At 32.6% G+C, this 23,234-nt stretch carries 14 protein-coding genes, 7 pseudogenes and 1 riboswitch; of the genes and pseudogenes, 16 read left to right on the forward strand and 5 right to left on the reverse strand.

All coding sequences use genetic code 11. The annotated features are described in order from the left end of the window. Positions 1 to 113 precede the first annotated feature (113 nt). The gene (locus tag JFU18_RS27670; RefSeq protein WP_201050414.1) at positions 114 to 1,370 is read right to left on the reverse strand and encodes a sensor histidine kinase; all 1,257 of its coding nucleotides are present in this window, start codon (positions 1,368 to 1,370) and stop codon (positions 114 to 116) included. Positions 1,371 to 2,662: 1,292 nt separating this feature from the next. Between JFU18_RS27670 and JFU18_RS27675 the strand changes: the two genes are divergently transcribed. Further along, positions 2,663 to 5,944: a VaFE repeat-containing surface-anchored protein gene (locus JFU18_RS27675; protein ID WP_201035026.1), complete on the forward strand. Its 3,282-nt coding sequence runs from the start codon at positions 2,663 to 2,665 to the stop codon at positions 5,942 to 5,944. A gap of 630 nt (positions 5,945 to 6,574) precedes the next feature. Continuing rightward, a pseudogene (locus JFU18_RS27680) lies at positions 6,575 to 7,222 on the forward strand (IS6 family transposase). A gap of 178 nt (positions 7,223 to 7,400) precedes the next feature. Here the strand turns inward: JFU18_RS27680 and JFU18_RS27685 are convergent. Then, positions 7,401 to 7,478, reverse strand: a pseudogene (locus JFU18_RS27685) (VOC family protein); the annotation flags it as partial. Between the two features lie 161 nt (positions 7,479 to 7,639). Continuing rightward, positions 7,640 to 7,710: riboswitch (cyclic di-GMP riboswitch) on the forward strand. Between the two features lie 130 nt (positions 7,711 to 7,840). Here JFU18_RS27685 and JFU18_RS27690 point away from each other — a divergent pair. The 4 genes and pseudogenes from JFU18_RS27690 to JFU18_RS27700 all read left to right on the forward strand — a co-directional run bounded on the left by JFU18_RS27690 (position 7,841) and on the right by JFU18_RS27700 (position 12,701). Next, positions 7,841 to 10,093 (forward strand): putative mucin/carbohydrate-binding domain-containing protein, encoded by a 2,253-nt coding sequence (locus JFU18_RS27690; RefSeq protein WP_201033428.1) that lies wholly within the window; start codon positions 7,841 to 7,843, stop codon positions 10,091 to 10,093. Between the two features lie 141 nt (positions 10,094 to 10,234). Beyond that, positions 10,235 to 12,217: a DUF3472 domain-containing protein gene (locus tag JFU18_RS27695; RefSeq protein ID WP_201035025.1), complete on the forward strand. Its 1,983-nt coding sequence runs from the start codon at positions 10,235 to 10,237 to the stop codon at positions 12,215 to 12,217. A gap of 140 nt (positions 12,218 to 12,357) precedes the next feature. Beyond that, a pseudogene (locus tag JFU18_RS30580) lies at positions 12,358 to 12,489 on the forward strand (recombinase family protein); the annotation flags it as partial. Continuing rightward, positions 12,486 to 12,701 (forward strand): DUF2187 family protein, encoded by a 216-nt coding sequence (locus JFU18_RS27700; RefSeq protein WP_201033544.1) that lies wholly within the window; start codon positions 12,486 to 12,488, stop codon positions 12,699 to 12,701. The pseudogene JFU18_RS30580 and the gene JFU18_RS27700, both read left to right, overlap by 4 nt. Before the next feature lie 773 nt (positions 12,702 to 13,474). On the opposite strand, the gene hfq is transcribed toward JFU18_RS27700, so the two are convergent. Further along, positions 13,475 to 13,663 carry an RNA chaperone Hfq gene (gene hfq / locus JFU18_RS27705; RefSeq protein ID WP_002144450.1) on the reverse strand — a complete coding sequence of 63 codons (189 nt, stop codon included), beginning with the start codon at positions 13,661 to 13,663 and terminating at the stop codon, positions 13,475 to 13,477. A gap of 838 nt (positions 13,664 to 14,501) precedes the next feature. Between hfq and JFU18_RS27710 the strand changes: the two genes are divergently transcribed. Together JFU18_RS27710 and JFU18_RS30250 are read left to right on the forward strand one after the other, a co-directional pair. Next, positions 14,502 to 14,696, forward strand: a complete 195-nt coding sequence (locus tag JFU18_RS27710; RefSeq protein ID WP_201033426.1) for a helix-turn-helix domain-containing protein — start codon at positions 14,502 to 14,504, stop codon at positions 14,694 to 14,696. A gap of 101 nt (positions 14,697 to 14,797) precedes the next feature. After that, positions 14,798 to 14,929, forward strand: a complete 132-nt coding sequence (locus JFU18_RS30250) for a hypothetical protein (RefSeq protein WP_274606758.1) — start codon at positions 14,798 to 14,800, stop codon at positions 14,927 to 14,929. Here the strand turns inward: JFU18_RS30250 and JFU18_RS27720 are convergent. Then, positions 14,917 to 15,504 (reverse strand): TetR/AcrR family transcriptional regulator, encoded by a 588-nt coding sequence (locus tag JFU18_RS27720; RefSeq protein WP_201035024.1) that lies wholly within the window; start codon positions 15,502 to 15,504, stop codon positions 14,917 to 14,919. The two genes, JFU18_RS30250 and JFU18_RS27720, sit on opposite strands and share 13 nt — an antisense overlap. 434 nt (positions 15,505 to 15,938) lie before the next feature. Between JFU18_RS27720 and JFU18_RS27725 the strand changes: the two are divergent. The 6 genes and pseudogenes from JFU18_RS27725 to JFU18_RS27745 all read left to right on the forward strand — a co-directional run. Further along, a pseudogene (locus JFU18_RS27725) lies at positions 15,939 to 16,481 on the forward strand (transposase); the annotation flags it as partial. Continuing rightward, positions 16,424 to 16,606: a CGEA protein gene (locus JFU18_RS30420; RefSeq protein ID WP_151304230.1), complete on the forward strand. Its 183-nt coding sequence runs from the start codon at positions 16,424 to 16,426 to the stop codon at positions 16,604 to 16,606. The pseudogene JFU18_RS27725 and the gene JFU18_RS30420, both read left to right, overlap by 58 nt. Before the next feature lie 219 nt (positions 16,607 to 16,825). Continuing rightward, positions 16,826 to 18,334: a collagen-like repeat preface domain-containing protein gene (locus tag JFU18_RS30255; protein WP_274606773.1), complete on the forward strand. Its 1,509-nt coding sequence runs from the start codon at positions 16,826 to 16,828 to the stop codon at positions 18,332 to 18,334. Positions 18,335 to 18,863: 529 nt separating this feature from the next. Beyond that, entirely contained in the window at positions 18,864 to 20,096 is a 1,233-nt protein-coding gene (locus JFU18_RS27735; protein WP_201035022.1) for a glycoside hydrolase family 5 protein, read from the forward strand. A 250-nt stretch (positions 20,097 to 20,346) separates the two neighbouring features. Continuing rightward, positions 20,347 to 20,547, forward strand: a pseudogene (locus tag JFU18_RS27740) (SH3 domain-containing protein); the annotation flags it as partial. Between the two features lie 93 nt (positions 20,548 to 20,640). Then, positions 20,641 to 21,348 (forward strand): annotated as a pseudogene (locus JFU18_RS27745) (IS6 family transposase). A 63-nt stretch (positions 21,349 to 21,411) separates the two neighbouring features. On the opposite strand, the pseudogene JFU18_RS30585 reads toward JFU18_RS27745, so the two are convergent. Next, positions 21,412 to 21,540: pseudogene (locus JFU18_RS30585) on the reverse strand (DDE-type integrase/transposase/recombinase); the annotation flags it as partial. 755 nt (positions 21,541 to 22,295) lie between these two features. Here JFU18_RS30585 and JFU18_RS27755 point away from each other — a divergent pair. Both JFU18_RS27755 and JFU18_RS27760 read left to right on the forward strand, forming a co-directional pair. Beyond that, positions 22,296 to 22,574 carry a hypothetical protein gene (locus JFU18_RS27755; RefSeq protein ID WP_201033422.1) on the forward strand — a complete coding sequence of 93 codons (279 nt, stop codon included), beginning with the start codon at positions 22,296 to 22,298 and terminating at the stop codon, positions 22,572 to 22,574. Between the two features lie 473 nt (positions 22,575 to 23,047). Then, positions 23,048 to 23,209 carry an aspartyl-phosphate phosphatase Spo0E family protein gene (locus tag JFU18_RS27760; RefSeq protein ID WP_201033421.1) on the forward strand — a complete coding sequence of 54 codons (162 nt, stop codon included), beginning with the start codon at positions 23,048 to 23,050 and terminating at the stop codon, positions 23,207 to 23,209. Positions 23,210 to 23,234: the final 25 nt, after the last annotated feature.

Raw genomic sequence — 23,234 nt, forward strand, 5'->3', positions numbered from 1 at the left:
GTATTTTATTTTTGCACCAGAACCATATAAAAAGAGGACGAATAGTTACGTCCTCTTTTTATATGGGTATATTAGCCACAAAATAATATCATTTAAATAAATCTTCTATTATATTAGCAGGGGATAGTGATAGAAAAGTGTGTACCTTTTCCTAGTTCACTTTCTATCTCTATATCTCCGTTTAATTCTTTAATAATACTGTACGCAATCATAGTACCAAGCCCAGTACCTTTTTCTGTTGTTGAATAAAATGGCAAGGCAATACGTTTTATTTGTTGGGAAGACATTCCTATTCCTGTATCAATAATATCAATTACAATAGTATCTTTTATTTTTTGTATATTTATTTGTAATACGCCACCATTTTTCATAGCCTCAATTCCATTTTGTATGATGTTGGTTAGACATATTTTTAATTTTTCAGGATTAGCATATATGTAAAGGGAACCTGTTGTAATATGCTGTTTTATTTCAACATTATATGAAAGAGCGAGTGGTGAAATATTATCTTTCACTTGATTTAATATGTAATTAATATCTAGTTCCTCTTTTATAATGTTTTGTGGTTTGGTTAAAGATAAATAGTTATTAATAGTAGATTGTATTTGTTGCATTTCAATTAACATGATTTCCAAGTACTTATCTTGAGGTACCTTAGAACTTTCATTTTCATTTAATAACTGAGTGAATCCCTGTACCGTGGTTAGTGGATTATGGATTTCATGCGCGATAGATGCAGCTAGTTCGCTAGCTATATAAAATTTTTCTGCTCTTTGCATTCTTTCTTTTATTTTATATTTCTCGATCATTCCTTCTATTAAATAAACTGATAATAATAATGTGAAAATATTTATGACTATATAATTAAATGAAAATTCGATGAGAGTAGAGTCAATTTTACCACCTGTATTTATATGCGTTACAATACCGCAGATAGAAAGGGAAGTTGTACATATCAAAATAAGTATAATGCTTAATAATATCTTCTTTTCCTTGAAAAAAGTAGGTGATAAGTAACGAAACATGATTGTAATAACAGAAATAATAGTAAAAATAATAAATGATGGGAAAACTCCGCTTCCACCTAAGTAAAATCTATAAGAAAGATATAAAACTCCAATACAAATAACGCACTTTGTATTTCCATATAGAAAAACTAATATGATGGGAATAAAACGTAAATCATAAATGAACCCAGCATGTAAATAAAAAGGAAAAGTCATACAAAAAATAATTGAAATGGAGGAAAGAACAGAAATTAATATAGTATTACATACCATTTTTTCTTTATGTTCTAGCCAAAATACTTGGTAACTAAGGATACAAATTATAATAATAAAGGTATTTAATAATAGTGTAGGAATTCCCATAGTTTATGCCTCTCTGCGAGTTTGTAAGCAGGATTATGAATGTGTTTAATCTAGGTGTTTGGTTGTATTAGATTTTCTATCTTTAAAAAAGAAAAGGAAGGGCACTTGAAAAAGTGCTTTTTTACTATTTATATTAGAACCGATGAGGAAGATAGAAATAAAAAGTTACTTTTACTTATGAACAAAAGAACTGAAAGTAGCCCTTATATAAGTAAAACATGAAGTAAATTACTGAAATAGGTACGTTTTTCTGGAGTGAATATTCCGAAAAAACATTGTATATGACGAAATCCATTTTATAGCCTTCGCCATATTAACATGTAATTTAATAAATTACAAAGAAAAAATTAAAAATTATTATTTTTTTGTTAATTTAATTTATTTGAAAACGAAAAAGTCTTCAAGAGGTCACGATTGAGATACTAGGATACTTAGACCAATAGTCGAACTTCGTCATAACGTTGTTACTTTTTTACTCATATTCTTCCTACTAATTTTAGTATAATTTATTATCTGAAAGTTCTAATAATTAATTACGTAAAACCTCCTTTTTCATTTCATTTTATATTAAATACAATGATATTTATTGACACATAATAATGCAAATTTCCAGTAAACTAATAGTAAAAATCCTATAATAACATAATTTACTAGTTTCGATATAAATATTGCAGGTGCAAATGCAATAAAAATTCATTATTAATCCTTATATTCAAGCAAAAAATATCTGTTTACATATTAAATAACTAAATGTTTTTTCGGAATTTTTAGTTAGGATGCGATTGTTTTTATAGTATTATTCTTTAAAAAGTTCATTTGAAGAAAAGAACTTTGAAGGGTACTTCATAGGTGGTCAGGAGCTAATTTTGTAGATTTAGAAGAAGAATGATTACTAAACCATTAAGATTTTGGAAATGAAATTATTGAATTTATGTTTGGGAAAATGAGTGATGTTGTTTCATTTGTTGTTAAGTGTGTGTGAACTATATCCCTCTCTTAAAATATCTTTGTAGTAGTCTTTCATACCCAGAATCGTTTCCGTACTTCAACTACTGTTATTCTAGTATTTTACCCAGCTTCTAATTTTGTTAAGGTATCCCGAATATTGTTGCTTTTATTAAATTATATATTTTAATATAATAATTTGTAATGGATGTTGAGAAAATAAATAATTTGTAAAAATAATATAATATTTGTAACTTTATGTCTTATAATATGAAATATCTTCGTTGTGATTATTTTAAATATTTAAATAATACATCAGGTTCATTTTATCTAGGGAGGTTTTAAAATTGGGGAAAAGAGTTGTTAAAAGAGTTCTTGCATTATTATCAGTACTAGCATTATTCTTTAATGTGTTTCTACCGAAGGCAAATGCGGAGGTTATGACGCATGAAAAGTATTCAATGAACTGGAGCTATAGCAACAGTTTAGGAAAGGATATCCGAACTGAAATTATCAAAAATTCAAGCGGTCAAATCGCTTATTGTTTAACTCTAGGTTTAAAATCACCAAATGGAGAAGATCTTCCTGAAATGGGGAAAACAGATAATGTAGTATATAGAGTCCTATTAAATGGTTTCCCGCAAAAAAGTGTAGAACAGCTGGGAGTAGCTAATAAGAATGAAGCACATTACGCGACACAACTTGCCGTTTGGAATGCATTAGGTCAACTTGATGTAAATGAATTAAAGCATACGAATAAAAATGTCGAAAAAGCAGCTAAAGCTATTATTGATGGTGCTAATAGAAGTGAAGATACTCAAGATATTTTTATGAATGTGATTCCTGCTGAAAAGCAAAAAGCAGAATTAAAGGGTGAGTTCTTTGAAACAAACCTTTACACAGTAGAAACAAATGCTAAAAGTGGTTCTTATAAGGTAGTAGCGAAAAATGCACCTAATGGAGTAAAAATTGTTAGTGAAAATGGAGAAGTGAGAGATCAACTTTCAGTTGGGGAAAAATTCCGTATCCAAATTCCTAAAGATACAAAAACAGGTGAATTTAATCTAAGTGTTGCTGCTAACTTAACAAAAGTTCAAGCAATTGCTTACCGCGGTACTGATACTGTCCAGAATGCTACAGTACTACTAGAAAGAAATGAGGAGAAGCTTAGTAGTGACCTTGCAGTAAATTGGGAAGCTGCTGGTTCTTTAAAAATTAAAAAGGTTGGAGAAAATGGGGAAGCTTTAGCTGGTGCAGTATTTGAAGTCTTTAATGCAAATAATGAATCAGTTGGAAAAATCACGACTGGTGCTAATGGTATTGCAGAATTAAACAACTTACCAATTGGTACCTACACAGTAAAAGAAATTAAAGCACCAACAGGTTATGTTTCAGGTGATAAACCACAGACTATTGAAGTTAAGACAGGGGAAACAGGAGCAGTTCAAGTAGTAAATAACAAAGTGAAAGGTAACATCGAAATTAAAAAACTTAGTGATTCAGGAAAGGTTTTACCAAATGTTGAATTCACGGTCTTCACTGAAGATGGTAAAGAAGTGAAAAAAGTAGTAACAAAAGAAAATGGAATTGCAAATGTTGATGGTCTTACGTATGGTAAATATTATTTCTTAGAGACAAAAACACCTAATGGATATATTGGAAATAAAACAAAGTATCCTTTTGAAATTAAAGAACACAATAATACACTTACTTTTACAGTGGAAAATACAGAAGTGAAAGGTAGTGTAAAGTTACTTAAAGTAGATAATGAAGATATCGGTAAAAAATTAGAAGGTGCAGTATTCGAGCTAAAAGATGCAAGCGGGAAAGTAATTGGCGAATATAAGACAGATAAAAATGGTGAAGTTAACGTCAAAGATTTAGCGTATGGTAAATATTCATTTGTAGAAAAGGCTTCTCCAAATGGTTATGTTCTTATTACAGAACCAATCGTGTTCGAAATAAAGGAACATGGGAAAATTATTGAGCTATTGGCAGTCAATCATCTTATCAAAGGTGATCTAGAAATTACAAAAGTTGATGTAGCTGATGGAAACAACAAACTTCCAAATGCAGAGTTTACTATTTATAACGAAGCAGGAAAAGAAGTAGTAAAAGGAAAAACAGACGATAAAGGTATCGCGAAGTTTGAAAAGTTACCATTTGGAAAATACACATATAAAGAAACTATTGCACCAAAAGGTTATGTATTGAATGAAGAAACGTTTTCTTTTGAGATCAAAGAGAATGGTCAAATCATTAAACATATTGTCAAAGATGAAAAGATTCCTTCAATAAAAACAACAGCTACTGATAAAACAGATGGTACAAAAGAAATGCACACTTCTAAGTCTGTAACAATCCAAGATAAAGTGGAATACAAAGACCTACAAGTAGGTAAAGAGTACACTTTAAAAGGTAAATTAATGGATAAAGAAACTAATAAACCATTAGTTGTAAATGGTAAAGAAGTAACAGCTGAAACTAAGTTTACACCAAAAGAAGCAAATGGTTCTATTACATTAGACTTCACATTTGATGCAACTGGCTTAGAAGAAAAAGAAGTAGTAGTATTCGAAGAGTTACTGAAAGACAGAAAAGTTGTTACTACACATGCTGATATCAATGATAAAGGTCAAACTGTTAAGTTTGTTAAGCCTTCAGTAAAAACAACAGCTACAAACAAAGCTGATGGTGGAAAAGAGATTCATGCAAACGATTCTATCACTATCCAAGATAAAGTAGAGTATATTAACTTAGTTGTTGGTAAAGAGTACACTGTAAAAGGTAAACTAATGAACAAAGCTATTAACAAACCATTATTAATTGATGGTAAAGAAGTAACAGCTGAGACTAAGTTTACTGCAAAAGAAAAGAATGGTTTTGTAACATTAGACTTTACTTTCGTTGGCGCTGAACAGCAAGGAAGAGAAGTAGTCGTGTTTGAAGACTTATTACATGAAGGTCAAGTAATTGCAACTCACGCTGATATTAACGATGTAGGTCAAACAGTTCGATTTGTAGAACCTTCTATTAAAACAACAGCTACAAACAAAGCTGATGGTTCTAAAGAGTTAGACGCTACAAAATCTGTAACAATCCAAGATAAAGTGGAATACAAAGACTTAATCGTGGGTAAAGATTACGTTGTAAAAGGTAAACTAATGGATAAAGCAACAAACAAGCCATTATTAGTTGATGGTAAAGAAGTAACAGCAGAATCTAAGTTTACTGCAAAAGAGAAAAATGGTTCTATCACACTAGATTTCACATTTAATGCTTCTGCATTACAAGGTAAAGAAGTAGTCGTGTTTGAAGAACTGTATCAAGATAATGTCTTAGTTGCTATTCACGTTGACATTGAAGATAAGGGTCAAACAGTGAAATTTAAAGAGGTAAAACCGGAACAACCTAAACCAGAACAGCCGAATCCAGATAAAAATACTCCAACATCAGAACAACCTAAAGAGCAAGTAAAAGAGCAACCACAACCTAAGAAAGAAATTCAATCTAAAATTGGATGGTTACCGCAAACAGGTACTAACCTTACAAGTTGGATCTCTATGGCTGCAGGTGCATTGCTGTTAATTGTTGGTGGAGTGATTTTCTTAAAACGTAAAAATGCATAGGAATTAAAAAATAAGCACATCTGTTTTTTAATAAGATGTGCTTATTTTCTTGCATTATTTTTGATTTAAAATGAAATTTGTATTTACACTTTCAATTGCGCTATAACTTTTGTTCATTCTATCTTTCCAGGCTTGCGTTTTTGAAACTTGATTATCTTGTTTGTTTGCATCGATTTGATTTTGCAGATATGGATTGAAAATCAAAATGTGCTTAGTATGATTTTTTTACGAAGTGCTTGTAGTCCACTTATTATAAAATCATAGAATCTCTTTAAGTTAATACAAACTAAAGCCAATTTCCTTAACTTACAGGAAACTGGCTTTTTCTTTGTTGAAATTTGCTTAGCGTATATTTTCGTTAAAATGTTGGTGGTACGCCTATAAGGGATAGCAACTCGAAAATAATAATTCGATTATATATATATATATCACTATATGTAATGCTGCATATGTTATAGACATAATATGCTGAAATATGGAACAATTGGAATTGTTATTTATATAAAAAAATTTGAAGGAATTATATGGTTCTGTTGCAAGGTTTTTAAAACTAAGTTAAACTTTTGCAAAATAGATTGAGGAGAATCATAAATGGAATATTTTAAGGGGAAACAATTCAGGTAGGATACTATTTTAGTAGCTGTCGACTACTACTGTCGTTTTTCTTTAAGTTATCGAGATGTATCTGAAATTTTAAAAGAATGTGGTGTGTCGGTCCATCCCACAACCATCATGCGATGGGTTCATGAATATGGAAATCTCATTTATTAGATTTGGAAAAAGAAAAATAAATCTGCGCAACTATCTTGGCATCTGGATGAAAACTATATCAAAGTTAAAGGGGTATGGCGTTACCTATATCGTGCAATTGATAAGGAAGGGTACACATTGGATATTCAACTTTGTAAAAAACGGGATCATCAGGCTGCATATGCCTTTATGAAAAGGTTAGTAAAAATATTTGGAGAACCAACGGTTCTAACAACAGACAAAGCACCGGCATTACTTTGTGCATTTAAAAAATTAAATGAACAAGGCTTTTATAAATATACTGCTCATTGTACAGTCAAGCATTTGAATAATATCATAGAACAGGACCATAGACATGTGAAACGCCGCTTTGTCAAATCCACAGGATTTCAAAACCTTCAGCATGCTTCACGTACAATCAAGGGAATCGAAACCGTTTATGCTTTATATAAGAAAAACAGGAGTTTTACATCAGACTCCTGTCTTTCGACGTGCAGTGAATTACAAAAACTATTTATAATTGCATAATAGTTAGTGAAAAATACCTCATTTAATTTGATGTTAAGAAACTTTGCAACAGAACCGGTATGATAATAGGGGGCCATCATACATGCCCATCAACTTAAACAATTATTTGTTCCCAAAAATGAACTGAATTAACTAGTTTCTTCCAATCTACAAATGAATACTTATCTGTATTATGGTTTCATTCATTAGGAACTTCAACATAACATATTAATTCTAAACTGTTACCATCTGGGTCTTTGAAGTATACTGGAGCATTGTATTACTTTGGTGTAGACGGATAAAAGGGTTCTGGTGCAGAAAATTTAAAGTGACTGAAATAGTCTTTCAAACCTGGATATACTGATACTATTACACTATAAAAGGTGTGTGATTAGTATAGAAAAGGAAAATTTATTTAAATGGAAACTGAAAATGAAATTCGATAAAGGCAAAATTAGTGAAAGCTATAGGGACTAAGGTGCATTCCACTATGTCAGCCAGTTGCGAAAGGTTAGGAAACTACCAAATTATATTCATTTTGGCTGTTTAATTCCTTATGCCTTTAGGCGTGGGAAGAATTATATATAAAGGGGAATCATGCAGCAGTCAAAGTTCAAAAACAAAAAAGGGGGAATTATTTTGAAAAGGATTTCATCTTTATTATTAACTATGCCGATTATTTTAGGCAGTATTGCTACGATTCCGCATACAAAGGTTTCAGCTGAAACAATGTCATTCAATCAAGAAACATTCACTTTAGAAACATTGAACCAACAGACGGATCAGGCAATTGCAAAGGGTAATTTTGAAGCTCATTTGAATAATCTCACAGCATATCTGAATGGAAATATTGGAGGTATGACTGAAGAGAGTTTAAAAAAGAAGCTTACAGACCCAGTATTTGCAGCAGCTTTGGCTCAGTTTCAATTCATATTACAAACAGGTGCTGCAACAATGGATGCATTTGCAAAAAAAGATGCTGACCATCAGAAATTTCTTAGCTGGGCTATGAAAAATACAAGTGTGATGAATACCTATCTTGAAGGTGGTAGTCCAACGGGAAAAAATCCTGTAAATGCACTTGAGATATGGAATACAATCTGGAATGTGGATGCAGATTCTCATGAAGGATTGTATTTGAAATTAGCGATAGCTACATCGTTAGCTCATGCTGAACCTATAAAATATTGGACAAACAATCAACCTATTAATCCATTAACAAGGTACCAACATTATAAATCAGCAGATCAAAATAATGAGTTACTTCCTTCCTTTAGAACATATAATGTTTGGCATTTAAGATTAGTAGTGAATACTTGGTCACCAGAAGAAGATTTAACTTGGGCAAGAAATATGATTAATACGGAACATCCAGAACTTAAAAATCAAGATAAGGTAGGGGAAAGTGCATATTTGATTAATTATGTAACCCATAACAAAGATGGCGTTAGTATTCACGCTGGAAATGATGCATTCTACGGTTTAGGTTGGAATCTTTCTTCCATTTACAGATTTGGCGGGGTATGCGGTAATATTTCGAAGTTTGGTACGCAAGTAAGCCAAGCCTTTGGAGTGGCAGCTATGCCTGTTGGACAACCTGGACATTGTGCACTCATATGGAATAACAAACCATCTTCTTGGAATTTAGGAAATGATATATCCGGATGGAGTAAATCGAGCCGTCATGATGCAACTGTTATTCCTTGGTCAGATAATAGCCCGACAAATCAAGTACCGTATATGCTACTATTTGAAAATGCTGAACTTGACCCAGTAAAACTAGATCAATCAGAGCGATTACGCTGGTTAGCGAAAGCGATGACTTCAGCAGATAATAAAATTGCAATTTATAAAATATCCACCAATATTTTACCAATCAATTTTTTAGTATGGACAGATTACGTTTCTCTTATGTTACAAAATCCAAATGTAACAGATGCTGAGTGGAAAGAATTAAATAACAGTATCATTTCTGTTTTTGCGAATGAACCGCGACCGATGATGGATCTTCTTACTCAAATAAAAAGCGATGTACCAAATACAGAAGATATCTTGGAAGGAAACCAGTTTGCATGGTCGCTGAAAGGGATTGGAAATTTTGAATTCGCAAAAGTAAATTTAAATAAATCAACAGAAGAAATGCAAATTGATCTAAAAGCAAGTGTACCACATAACTACTTTGATAATATATATGCAAGTATTAAAGTGCAAAACACATCAGGTAAAGTGATCTATAACAAAGAAGTTTATGGGAATAAACAGCAAAATGCTGAAACACAAAAAGTTCCAGTAAAGATCGGCGATTTTATTGAGCTTACACATCTAGAAGGCGGAGAGAGGGCAACATTAATAAATTTAGATAATAATAAACGTGAAAGCTTTGATAAAAAAGCAATGTATGAAGTTACAAAGGATGGCCTGAAGAAAGTAAATCGAATTGTTAATCCTAAGCCAGATACAGAAGCCCCCACACAGCCACAAGGATTATATGCAAGCAACGTTACTTCTAACAGTGTAGAGCTAAAATGGAATCCTTCTTCAGATAATGTAGGTGTAAAAGAATATCAGGTATTACGTGATGGACAATTGATTCAAAAGGTACAAGGAACGACGTTTATTGATCAAAACCTAACAGTTAATGTGGAATATAAATATGCAGTGAAAGCTGTAGATGTAGCTGGAAATACATCAATTCAAAGTAACCTTATTCCGGTAAAAACAAAAAATCAAAATGAATTTTATGAAAAATGGGATCCGAAGAAGGCTTATACAAAGGGAGATAAAGTAGAACATCAAGGGAAAGTGTATGAAGCTGTTCAAAATCATCAAGGAAATGGTGACCTGAATTGGATATTTGCGTTATCGTTATGGAAACAACTTACAATCAATTAATTATGTAAGAATCAGATGTGGATATAGAACATCATAGATTTGGGCGGTATTTTCAAGAATTATGGGATGTTGCTTGAATCTTGATAGATTTCTCTATTAAGTTATTATTTAATAATAAAAATTAGAAAAGGAAGTAGATTAATGATTAGACAGAAAACGAAAAAAACATTTAATAAAGTTATTATAATTACCGCAGCATGTAGCATATTTTCTATGTTTGGAACGTCTATTTCGCACACTAAAGCAGTAACACGTTCAGCTGCTCCTTCAGTTTATGTGAGTCCACAAAATACAGCTTCCTCAGATATTATTAGTATAGACTGGTCACCAGTTCAGACTGCACCTTATACGTATTGGGCTGTACACAACTGGAATGCAGGTGGTGAAGCTGGGGGATACGCTGGTTTTCAACAACAAAGTGGGTTTGATGAAAATGGAAAACGTACTTTACATTTTGCCTTATGGGATCCAATTGCCTCTAAAGAAGCTATAAAGGCCGAATACTTATCTCCGAATTCACAAGCTGGACTCTTTGGAGGAGAAGGAACAGGACTGAAGGTTCAAACAACTTATGGATGGAAAGATTACAATTGGTACAGAATGACAATGCGTTCATGGCAAGAAAATGGTCATACTAAATTTGGACAATGGATGAAAGATGTAACAAAGAATAAATGGCATCTAATTGCAATTATGGACTTTCCGGTTGCTAATGTTGCATTTAATCATGGATTAGGAATGTTTCAAGAAGACTGGGCTGGTAATGGACAGGATGTTCGAGAAGCGCGCCTAAAAAATGGTTATAGCCGAAAGTTAGTAGATAAACAATGGAGTTCTTGGAATAATCAAAGTATTTCTGGACAGCATGATACTTCTCATCAATATGATGGAGGAGCTACTTCAGAATATCTATGGGTCAAAGCAGGAGGTAATACGCAGTCTACCATTGGAACAGGAAAAATATTCGCGCTAACTCAACCTACTCAACCTGAAATAGGAAAAATAGATTTTGATATACAATCTATATATTATGAAAATGAAAAATTAAATGTATCTTGGAAACTAAAAGAAAATAGCACACCACAATTTAAAGGTAAAATTGAAATTTATAATGATGAAAATATGACAGGACAACCAATCGAGATAATTGATAATATTAAATCTTATCAAAGTCAGGTTAGTCAATCTACACTATTATCTACAAATACTTATGCAAAAATTATATTAACTGATTTATTTGATCAAACTGTTGAGAAAAAGGTACAAATCAAAAATGAATCTCCAAACATTTTTGAAGGTAACGAATTTGCATGGTCTCTGAAAGGGATTGGTGATTTTGAATTTGCGAAAGTAAATTTAAATAAATCAACAGAAGAAATGCAAATTGATCTAAGAGCAGGTGTACCACATAACTACTTTGATAGTACATATGCAAGTATTAAAGTGCAAAATACATCAGGTAAAGTGATCTATAACAAAGAAATTTATGGAAATAAGCAACAAAATGCTGAGCAAGCAAAAATTCCGGTAAAAGTAGGCGATTTTATTGAATTCACACATGTAGAAGGTGCGAACAGAGCTACCATTACAAATATAGAAAAAAACATTCAGGAAAGTTTTGGGGATAAAGTGGTGTATGAGATTACAAAAGAAGGAGTGAAGAAAGTAGATAACATTGTTAATCCGAAACCAGATACAGAAGCTCCCACACAGCCACAAGGATTATATGCAAGCAACGTTACTTCTAACAGTGTAGAGCTACAATGGAATGCTTCTTCAGATAATGTAGGTGTAAAAGAATATCAGGTATTACGCGATGGACAATTGATTCAAACGGTACAAGGAACGACGTTTACTGATCAAAATCTTACAGTTAATAAGGAATATAAATATGCAGTGAAGGCTGTAGATGCAGCTGGAAATACATCGATTCAAAGTAACATTCTCCCAATAAAAACAAAAAATCAAAATGAATCTTATGAAAAATGGGATTCGAAGAAGGCATATACAAAGGGAGATAAAGTAGAACATCAAGGGAAAGTGTATGAAGCTGTTCAAAATCATCAAGGAAATGGTGACTCGAATTGGATATTCGCTTTAGCATTATGGAAGCCACTTACATAGGAGACTGATATATATTGAAACTACGCCCAAATGTTTATGGTAATTATGGGGGGCCTCGTTTCGAGTAATGAGATAGTTTGATTCACCTTTTATACATTATTTGAAAAAGAACTTGTAGTGATTTCTACAAGTTCTTTTTGTTTTTCTTATTGTATTTAGAGTGGAAATTTTTAAATATAGAAGCAATGAAGAAATATGATATTAAGTGTTCTTCATTTTATAGACTTGCTAAACAGTATGAAGAAGTAAAAAAAGGGAAACCTAACGAATAATTAAGGTAACAATTGGGGATTACGTTCTATTTTTATATCGTAAAAATCCTAATTTACAATTAACTGGATATGTAGTGAGTGTTCTACAGAATACAATTGTTGTAGATATTACAGAGATAATGGGAATTGAAGTAGATGATGTTAGGCAAGTAGTAAAACACGGTTACTATCATAAAGTGGATCAAAGGCAAATAAAAAATAATGTTTCATAAAAAGTGCTCCTAGATTTATCTAGGAGCACTTTTTATGATGAAGTTACTGAATTTTTTGAGATGATGAATACCAGCTGTTAGATAGTAACATATTCATTTAGCAAAAGCATCTAAATAGAGCCCTTTTTTCGAGCATGTTTAATATTTACAAATTGAGAACAAGTTTTACAAAGGATACAAAATGTTAAACTCATAAAAACCCATTGATATCATACACATATGCTGATATCAATGGGTTTTTATTTGGATATTTATTGACGTATTTAACAAATTATAAAAAGATGTAAACTAATGGGTAAAAGTTTACTTTCGCTTTTTAAATCATTTACAGTTAATTTTGTAATAAATTTCTCAATATAGATATACTTGTTAATTGTGTTTCTAATATTCAAAATCAACAAAAAATAAATTATAATAAAAATATGATGGTTATCCTTTTGTTTACTCCTTGTGCTAAAGATAAGATCGTGTTCCCGGATCTTATCTTTTTATTTTTGGATTTTAGATACAAAAAAGGAATCCTTAATAGCTTAAGGATTCTGCAACAAGAAAGAACAAACATATAATAATAAAAAGAATTACTTATATTATAATTTAATAATAAAACAAAAATATTGAGAAAATTTAGAATGAATTGAATGTCACTACACGCTTAATTATAATTGATTAGGAGTTGGAGTAGTAATCTGTCATCTGTTCCTTTTTTAAAGAAGATTGATCTCAATCTTCTTTTTTTGGTGTTTTTTCCTCTTCCCTCGAAAAAGGAAAAAGAATTACTTAAGAATTGTGGAAATTGCTTGCTTGTAGACTAGTTGTTGCTTACCATGAACCATCATAAGAACAGTAAATTTATCCGTTGTAAGGATCTGCCCACGTATGGGGACCCCATTCTTTAAAAATATAGTGATATCCCCTTTTTTCTCTTTTAATTGTTCATACATATCTTCTTGTAAGTTATACATGAAATGCGCCCCCTATTTTTATCTACTTTTCTTTTAATACTTGCTACTATACAACAATCGTATCACATTTAAATTTAAATACCGCTCTAGGTACATATTTCGCAAGAAATCTATCAAAAATATAAATAAAATGTCCATTTTACATGAAGTATTATCCCTAAAAAGTAAAACTAAGTTCATGTTTTTTTATAATTAGTAAAATAGACAGTTAAATATTCATATAAAAACCCGTTATATCAGTATATACACATGATACAACGAGTTTTTATGGGTTTAACATTTTCATACATTTGTAAAACTCGTTTTCACTAAATGAATATTAAATATGTTTTAAAAGTTGTACCTTTTTGGAATATGAAAATTCAGGTGAATACGATGTGAATGCCATTTTGTCACATCTATTCCTTTTTTTAAAGGGTGTTTTAAACCTTATTAATAATAGGGATGATAGTAGTGTGTAAAGGTGATAGTGGTATGTATGGTTGATAATGAATGCGTAGAGGAATAGAAGTTTGTTAGATACGCTCTATAACATAGTGGAAGATTAATAATCTTTACTATGTTATAGAAGGGGTTCTCAAGGTGAATAAAAAACTTAAAAAGCAGAAGAGCAAGAAGAATACTAAAAATGTCAAAAAAACAAAAAAGACTTCCAAACTGGAGACTTTGATCCGATGGGGAAAGTTTGTAAAATTAGTAATTGAAATAATTAATATGTTCTTTTGAGATTTTAGTTAAATCAAATATACAAGTTCTCTCATAAATAGAACTTGTAGTAATACCTGTGAATATACCTAAAAATTTGTTTGTTACTTATAAGTAACTAGGGGTGGTTAGGATGTTATTTATGCTAGATGAAATTATGACACCGAGAGAAGCATGTGATCGTTGGAGAATAACACAAGATGCGCTGCGGATGAAATTAAGGAGAGCTAAAAAGGAGGGACTAGTGGGTAGATTGATTGAAGAGGGGAAAATGAAATACTATAAACCTGAAGGGAAACAAAGGGGAGATTGGATTTTAACAGTTTAAGCAATGAATGTACTATTCCCTAAAAATATAACTGAAGATTGATGTCTTATATAATAGAAGAAACAAGATGAAGTAAGAAAGAGAAGAAAGGGTGTATATTTTTGTTTAAGAAAATTGCTGGAGTTAATTCAGATATAGAAGGTAATGCTAAGCTATGGCGCTATATGGATATCACACCAATGCTTTCTAAAGAAACTAACCATCTCTATCACCCACTGTCTCAATTTTTATAAAAATAGCGTTCAAATAGGAAATCAATCTGTTTTTCTACAGGCAGTACTCTTATATCTGCCCCTGATTCAAGAATTGGCATCATTAATGCTGGAAGAAAAATGGATCCAAATATTTGCACTGTCATCATCATTAAAATTTCCTGATCCGTTTCATTTGTTATTTCGCTCAAAATACTCTTCACTTTACTAAAACCGAGCCTCTTCAAAAAATCTCCATATTCGTATTGAGATGTAAATCCCGTAGTTCCCATTGCAATAATTTTCCTAACTAACTCAGGGTATTGCTGAATTACTAGTACATAATCCAATAAAAATATTTTTAATCTTTCTTTCGCTGGCACTTTAATATCATCTAAAATAGAAAAAGTGCCTTGAAAGCTAATTAATAAGACTTTAATCGTCTCACTAATCAATTTTTCTTTTGAACCAAAATGGTAATTTACAAGCGCGATATTTGTATCTGACAATGCCGCAATTTTTCTTATTGTTACACTTTCGAAACCTTCGTCTTTAATTAACTCCAATGTTGTATTTAAAATCTTTTCTTTCGTTGATATTTTTTCATTTTCCCTCAACTTATCTCCCCCTCTAGAATTTATTAATTAAACAATGTTTTAAACGTTGTTTAATTTTATGGTATCACCTTCAATTTTTAAAATCAATTTAATCCTTTCGACATTTCCCTACATTTTTTATGATTTATTCCATACAAAAAGCGTGAAAATGCTAAACTGTTCACGCTTTTTGTATTTGTACTGTTATACACCAGCTCCTACTTTATATTCCACACATAAAATAAATTTCTGAAAATAATTTAAAACTATCCATATACCAATACGTAAAGAAAAATATATTGTAACTTCCTCCGAAAAAAGCTTAAATAATAATTTCTTAAATATTCTAATAGAGGTCACCATACATCGCTATCAATCTAAGATAAATTTGTATCCATATAATCAAAAAAACGCTATTCTTTTTGTAGAAAAATACAGAAAGGATGGCGTTTTGTATGACTCTATCGATTCAAGTTGAGTTTCATTTATTCGCTGAAGACTACAGCGATATCTATCTCCAAGTATCCTTCAACAGCTCGCACAGGAAACGGGTTTCGTAAAACGTAAAAGTAAGTTTGGTGCACGAGATTTGGCTGCTTTATGTATTTGGATTAGTCAACATGTAGCAAGTGATTCTCTTACGTAGTCAGCTTTATGCAAATACAGCTACACTCATGAGTCCAGAAGGACTGAATCAACGCTTTAATCCAGCAGCTGTCGCATTTCTTCGAGAAGTCTTTACTTCTCTTCTCACACAAAAACTCTGTTCAAATCCCTCACTTTCTGCACATATAATCTCTACTTTCAATCGTATCCGTATTCTAGATGCAACAGTGTTTCAACTACCTGATCAATTCGCCACTGACTATCAAGGTTCAGGTGGGAGTAGTAATAAGGCAGGCGTGAAAATCCAATTGGAATATGATTTACTTAGTGGTCATTGGGAACTGTGGTTACAATTACAACTAGATCCGGTCAAATTATTGGACCTGCTATATTACAACAATTCATTTCAACACTTTGTATAGTTATATTAGAGGAGGAAGGTATAATAACACCGGCATCTTCTAGTTTTATCTTCATAAGTTGTGAAGATATAGAAAGTGTTACATTAAATACTTAATAATAAAAAAGGTTCACTCCTATATAAAAATAGATAAGGAGTGAGCCTTTTTTGTAATTTATAGATGTTTGATAGGTTCAAAAGAAATTATTGATTCATTAAATATATTGTATATGTATGTATAAATTTAAGGACGTGATAAATATGGTAAATTGCAGGAGGGGTTGCCAACCTAACTTTTGTAATTGTCCTCCAATTCAAAGACAAGATATAATTCCTTTGACATTAACAGCATTGACTAATTGGACCAATATTCTTAATGAGCTCATTGTATCAATACCAGCAGTACTTACAGTACCCACACCGCAAAATATAGGGAAATTAGTTGTTATTCTAAATCAATTATTAGCATTTGCACAAGCGGGATTTTTAAATCAACAACAACAAGCAGATCTTATATCTATTACTAAGAACTTAATTACTATTTTAAATATATCTCAACTAAATTTTATTGTTTTAACAACTGAATTACAAACATTAGTAAATAATTTATTATCCCTTATTAATTTATTTGTTATTGATAACACTACAAGACAGGCACAAATACAATTAATACAAAAGATTATTTTGCCCTTGGCTCAGTTAGGCCCGACAGGAGCAACAGGTCCAACGGGAGCAACAGGTCCGACAGGAGTAACAGGTCTAACAGGAGCAACCGGTTCAACGGGAGTAACAGGTCCGACAGGCCTGACAGGAGTACCAGGTTCAACGGGAGCAACAGGTCCGACAGGAGACATAGGTCCAACGGGAGCAACAGGTCCGACAGGCCTGACAGGAGTAACAGGTTCAACGGGAGTAACAGGTTCAACGGGAGTAACAGGTTCAACGGGAGTAACAGGTTCAACGGGAGCAACAGGTTCAACGGGAGCAACAGGTCCGACAGGAGTAACAGGTCTAACAGGAGCAACCGGTTCAACGGGAGTAACAGGTCCGACAGGCCTGACAGGAGTACCAGGTTCAACGGGAGCAACAGGTCCGACAGGCCTGACAGGAGTAACAGGTTCAACGGGAGCAACAGGTCCGACAGGCCTGACAGGAGTAACAGGTTCAACGGGAGTAACAGGTTCAACGGGAGTAACAGGTTCAACGGGAGTAACAGGTTCAACGGGAGTAACAGGTTCAATGGGAGCAACAGGTCCGACAGGAGACATAGGTCCAACGGGAGTAACAGGTCCGACAGGAGTAACAGGTTCAACGGGAGCAACAGGTCCGACAGGAGACATAGGTCCAACGGGAGCAACAGGCCCGACAGGAGACATAGGTCCAACGGGAGCAACAGGCCTGACAGGAGGAGTATTAGATTTTGCGGATTTTTATGCGTTGATGCCCCCTGATAATGCTGCAACAGTTGCAGTTGGTGGAGACGTAGATTTTCCAAGAGACGGACCTTTTAGTGGAGCGGGGATTGCACGTACTGGTGCTGATACATTTAATTTGTCTGCAATCGGTAGTTATCAGGTCTTGTTTCAGGTGAGTGTGACCGAAGCGGGTCAACTAGTTTTAACTCTTAATTCCGGAGCAGGAGCTGTTGAATTAGCTTATACGGTAGTTGGTCGAGCAACTGGTACTTCTCAGATAGTAGGAATGGCTCTTGTGCAAACATCAGTCATCAATTCAATACTTACTGTACGTAACCCTGCTAGCGAATCCACAGCACTAACCATTACTCCTCTGGCTGGAGGAACAGAGTCTGTTTCAGCACATCTTGTTATTACGCGACTTAGATAAAAGCGAAAAATAGAATTGCATAGGTTGTAGGCTATAACTATGAAGTTAAGGGAAATGTTATAAAAGTCCCTTTAAATCTTTTGAGGGAATTTTTATAGGTTTTTAGATATAGTGATTTCTTCTAAAGAAAACTATGTAAAAAAAGCTAGCGTAGATCTGGTTTTTTAGATGTTCTAATCTCTTTATTTTTCATATTTTGAATGTAAACTAATGATAAAAAGTTTACATTAGAACTTACAATTTAAATTTCAGCATACAATGCTATGAACATTTACAATATAACCTTGGTCGGTTAATAAGAAAAAAAAGAACATGTAGAAATTACTACATGTTCTTTTTGAGGCGATTCATTTTTAAATATTCCGTATCTTCTAGACTTTTCTTAGTGTATATATCCTTGGTCTTTTTTATGTATAAATAGACTTCCGCTTTATAAACTTAAAAGGTATTTTTGGAAAATTGCCATATTCCTGTAACAAAACAAAGGTATGTTATGTGTGTAAAATATATATAGAAAGAAGGAAAAGTTGTGAAAAAAGTTTTGCGAATTGTTGCGTTATTAGGAATGATGAGTTTTGGAGTACAGGAAATGAATGTGAAAGCTGATACTTATCACAAGAGTGATTCCAAAATTCATTTTTGGGATTCCAAAAGAAAAGGTACTAATTTTATGAATAGTACTTCATTACCTGAAAACTATAAAAGTGCAAAGGAAGCTAATATTGAATATGTCCGTTTAGCACCTGATAAATGGGCGAAAGATAAAGATTTCTTATTTGAGGATAAACCAGATACTTCTGGAAAGGATTTTCTGATAGGGAATGCAGATAACTATCAGGGATTGGTAAAGGAAGATTTGGAAAAATTAAAAGCGGATTTAGATGCCGCACAATCGCAAGGAATGAAAGTCGTTCTTACAATGTTATCCTTACCTGGTGATCGATGGCGCCAATTCAATAATAATAAGAATGATGATAGAATCTGGGAAGAAGAGAAGTATCAAGAACAAGCAAGTGAATTTTGGAAGGACCTTGCTCTTGAACTAAAAGATCACCCTGCAGTGGTTGGTTACAATATTATAAATGAACCGCATCCAGAAACAGCTAAAAATAATAGATATAATGATTTTTGGACGGAAGATTACGAGAAATGGTATGAAAAAGTGAAAGGAACGACAGCGGATTTAAATAGATTTAATCAAAAGGTCATTAATTCCATTCGTGAAGTGGACCAAGAAACACCGATTATTTTAGATTCAGGTTTATATGCTACTCCATGGGCCTTTAAATATTTAAAACCAGTAAAGGATAAAAAAACACTTTACGCATTTCATATGTATGAACCATATGAATTAACGAGCCAAGGTGAAAAACAAAACAAGGAATATCAATATCCGGGATTTGTAAAAGTAGGGGATTTAGAGAAACCTGTAATGTGGAACAAACAGGGATTAGAGAAATTTTTAAAGCCAATCCAACAATGGTCTAAGAAAAATCATGTACCATCTAATCGAATTATTGCGGAGGAGTTTGGAATTAACCGTACTGTCCCTGGTGCTACCCAATACATGCAAGATCTTATTTCTATCTTCAACCAAAAAGGTTGGCATAAATCATTCTATGCGTTTCGTGAAGACACTTGGACGGGAATGAATTATGAATTGGGAACAGAAAAAATAAAATGGGGCGAAGATGGTAAACCGATACGTCAAGATAATTCGCTCTGGGATGTGATAAAAAAGGATTTACTGTCGCATAAATAGTTTACAATGTTAGGCTCAAGGACTATATGAAAGCATCTAATTAAAATAGGATTAGATGCTTTTTGTATTGGGTTATTTTAGTGGCCATTTATTTTTTAAAGCTTGGATTAGAAAGAGACTCTGATAAAAACAATATATTAAGTTATATTAATATATTGTTACAAATGTGTTGTTATTCTGTGAATTCACCTAATTTTACAGAAACATTTAATATAATAGAATTTAAAAAATAAACGTAATGGAGGAAATTATGAAAAAAATAATTGGTGCAGCAACAGCAACAGTTTTGGGATTGGGGGCTTTTACAACATCTGTTATCGCAGAAACTATCGTAACAGCGGATGTACTCAACGTACGTGAAAAGCCAACTACGGAATCAAAAGTTGTCGATAAAGTAAAAGATGGACAAAAGTTAAATGTCATACATACCGAAGGAGGTTGGTCAAAAATTGGGTTCTGGTGCAAAAACTTAAGGACAATTGCAATGAATCTATAAATCTTGGACATACTGTTACTATTACTTTAAAAAGGGTGCGTGATTGGTATGGAAAAGGAAAATGTATTCAAATGGAAGCATTATCAGCCTGATATTATTTTGTTAACGGTAAGATGGTACCTACGGTACAGCCTCAGTTTTCGGGATTTGGTGGAAATGCTAGAAGAACGGGGTTTATCCATTTCTCATACAACGATTATGCGTTGGGTTCATCAGTATGGTCCTGAATTGGACAAACGAATCCGCCGTCACCTCAAATAAACAAATGACTCTTGGAGAGTCGATGAAACATATATCAAAGTAAAAGGTCAATGGATGTATCTGTATCGTGCTGTTGATTCGAAAGGAAACACAATTGATTTTTTCCTAAACAAAACAAGAGACCAAAAGGCTGCAAAGCGCTTTTTCAAGAAAGCTTTGCGGTCTTTTCATGTTTCAAAGCCACGTGTTATAACAGTCGATAAGAACCCGGCTTATCCTATAGCAATTGAACAGTTGAAAAAAGAAAAAAGCATACCTGATGGTATGCAACTTAGACAACAAAAGTACTTGAATAACATAGTAGAACAAGATCATCGCTTTATAAAGAAGCGAATCCGTTCTATGCTAGGGCTCAAATCTTTTGACACAGCTACATCCATTCTTTCTGGAGTAGAAGCTATGCATATGATTAAAAAAGAACAGCTTGATTTACGGGACCAGTCTGTCCAAAATCAGAAAGAATTCATCCATCAATTGTTTGGACTTGCAGCATAAGATACGATTCCGTTAGGAATATATGCGCTTTATTCTCTTTTATTTTATTTTTGCACCAGAACCGAAATTTTTAATCACCGCATTATCGTAACAGTTCCCTTTTCGAGACATACTTTGTGTAATTTGATGCTTTTGTAAGGCACCACGATATTTCTTCATCTGATAATGCCAACCTTGATCAGAATGAAGAAGGGGCTAGAACAGCAGATTATTAATTTACGTGATGTGATGGGATTCAATTAAAAACAGTTTGCTAGTGAGCTAGGTTATAGCTATGACCATATTAGAAGAGTGAGCAGAGGAATGAAAAGAAACCACAATCATGCCACAACGATGACACACTGTTCTTGATATTTAGGTGATACACTATTATTACTGAGAGGTAGCGGAAACTACTTTCAAGGTCTTGATTTCGAGATGGATTGTTTTACAAATGTGGTGATGGTTCGTTCGATTGGATGAACTGTATCGTTATAAAAATATAGGTCTAAACGAGCAGAGAGCTTCCGCTCTTTGTTTGAGCCAATACAGCGGAACATTCCCCTCCGTCTTATGTATAGGTTCAAATAAGGCGCCGGAAGAAACATATGTGTCTTATAGATTTAAAGATATTCCTAAACGTTGTGTAAATGAGAGAGTTACCCCATAGCTCTCGAAGTCTACGGACTTAAAACGAGAAGATTCTTAGTCTTCTCCCAGTCACCGAACGTAAAGCTCGTAGCTAAGGATAGTTAAAAAATTATATGATGCGGTGGCTTGGAGAAGGTTGAGGATAGTCTTGACCTTGAAAGAAGGAACTTTACCATTTGTTTTTTTCATTTCTCTCTATTGGAGATGTGAACTATGGATGATAGTTTTATAAAACATATTTTTTGAATTATTTAATACAAATATATATAATTATATTAATACAAAGATGTTAACTTATTAAAAATGGGGAAAGAAAAATGAAGATTAAATTTGATGTGGTTAAGGATGAAAATTTTGATTTTACTTTATTAGAAACAAGATTGCTGAAAACTTTTAAAGAAGTGGATAGTGAAGCAATAATTGAAAAGGTTGAAGATAAAATTTTTGAAAAAGATGATATGAAACCCCATTTAGCGGAGATTACTATTAATGTTACAGGAAAGAATATCGGATATAGATCAGTTTCAGCTAGTATATTTATTGTTCTAGAAAGTTTATCAATAAAGCTATTCAATATTAATATTAGTATACATTAAACATCCAAAACTGGTGCTTTTTTCTTTGTTATATAGAAATTACACATTAAACCAGTGAACATTCTAATAAAAAAATCATATGATGGATCCGTGGGGACGAGTTATCATATGAGGTGAAACTTGGAGCGCCATACTTACTTGTTGAAGAGTACCTAATGGCGGGTACTCTTTTTATTGCACCTTTAGTTCTATCCTAGTATTAGGCTCAAAACGTATAAAAAGACACTACTTAAAGTGTCTTTTTATACGTTGACATGTTATTTAAGAAAATGTAGTGATTAATCAGATGCTTCTCGATTAATATTAGTATAACATCAATATAGAAGATTTTAAATGCAATTATACATATATCTTGATTTATATATATTAATTAGTCTGCTCTAAAACTCAATTACTAAAATTTCTAGTTCCCTTATTTTTGTATTTATACTATAATTTTACTGATAAATAGTATTAAAGGAGCTTTTAAAGATATGGAGATGGGAAATGTACATAAACTAATTGAAGAAAAGAAACAAGAACTAATTAAGCTTGTAGAGAAGTATGGTTTTACTCATAAGCAAGTTTTGTATTTAAGTCAAGACATCGATATATTAACTAATAAATTTATATATATAAACAAAAAAGGTGAATAAAATTACAGTTTATATAGGGGTCTCA

This window comes from Bacillus sp. TH22 (assembly GCF_016651015.1).
Classification (GTDB): Bacteria; Bacillota; Bacilli; order Bacillales; family Bacillaceae_G; genus Bacillus_A; species Bacillus_A mycoides.

Bases quoted from the DNA above. Each gene is read 5' to 3' on its own strand.
- JFU18_RS27670 (WP_201050414.1), bottom strand. From the start codon at position 1,370: ATGGGAATTCCTACACTATTATTAAATACCTTTATTATTATAATTTGT.
- JFU18_RS27695 (WP_201035025.1), top strand. From the start codon at position 10,235: ATGATTAGACAGAAAACGAAAAAAACATTTAATAAAGTTATTATAATT.
- hfq (WP_002144450.1), bottom strand. From the start codon at position 13,663: ATGTATAACTTACAAGAAGATATGTATGAACAATTAAAAGAGAAAAAA.
- JFU18_RS27710 (WP_201033426.1), top strand. From the start codon at position 14,502: ATGTTATTTATGCTAGATGAAATTATGACACCGAGAGAAGCATGTGAT.
- JFU18_RS27755 (WP_201033422.1), top strand. From the start codon at position 22,296: ATGAAGATTAAATTTGATGTGGTTAAGGATGAAAATTTTGATTTTACT.
- JFU18_RS27760 (WP_201033421.1), top strand. From the start codon at position 23,048: ATGGAGATGGGAAATGTACATAAACTAATTGAAGAAAAGAAACAAGAA.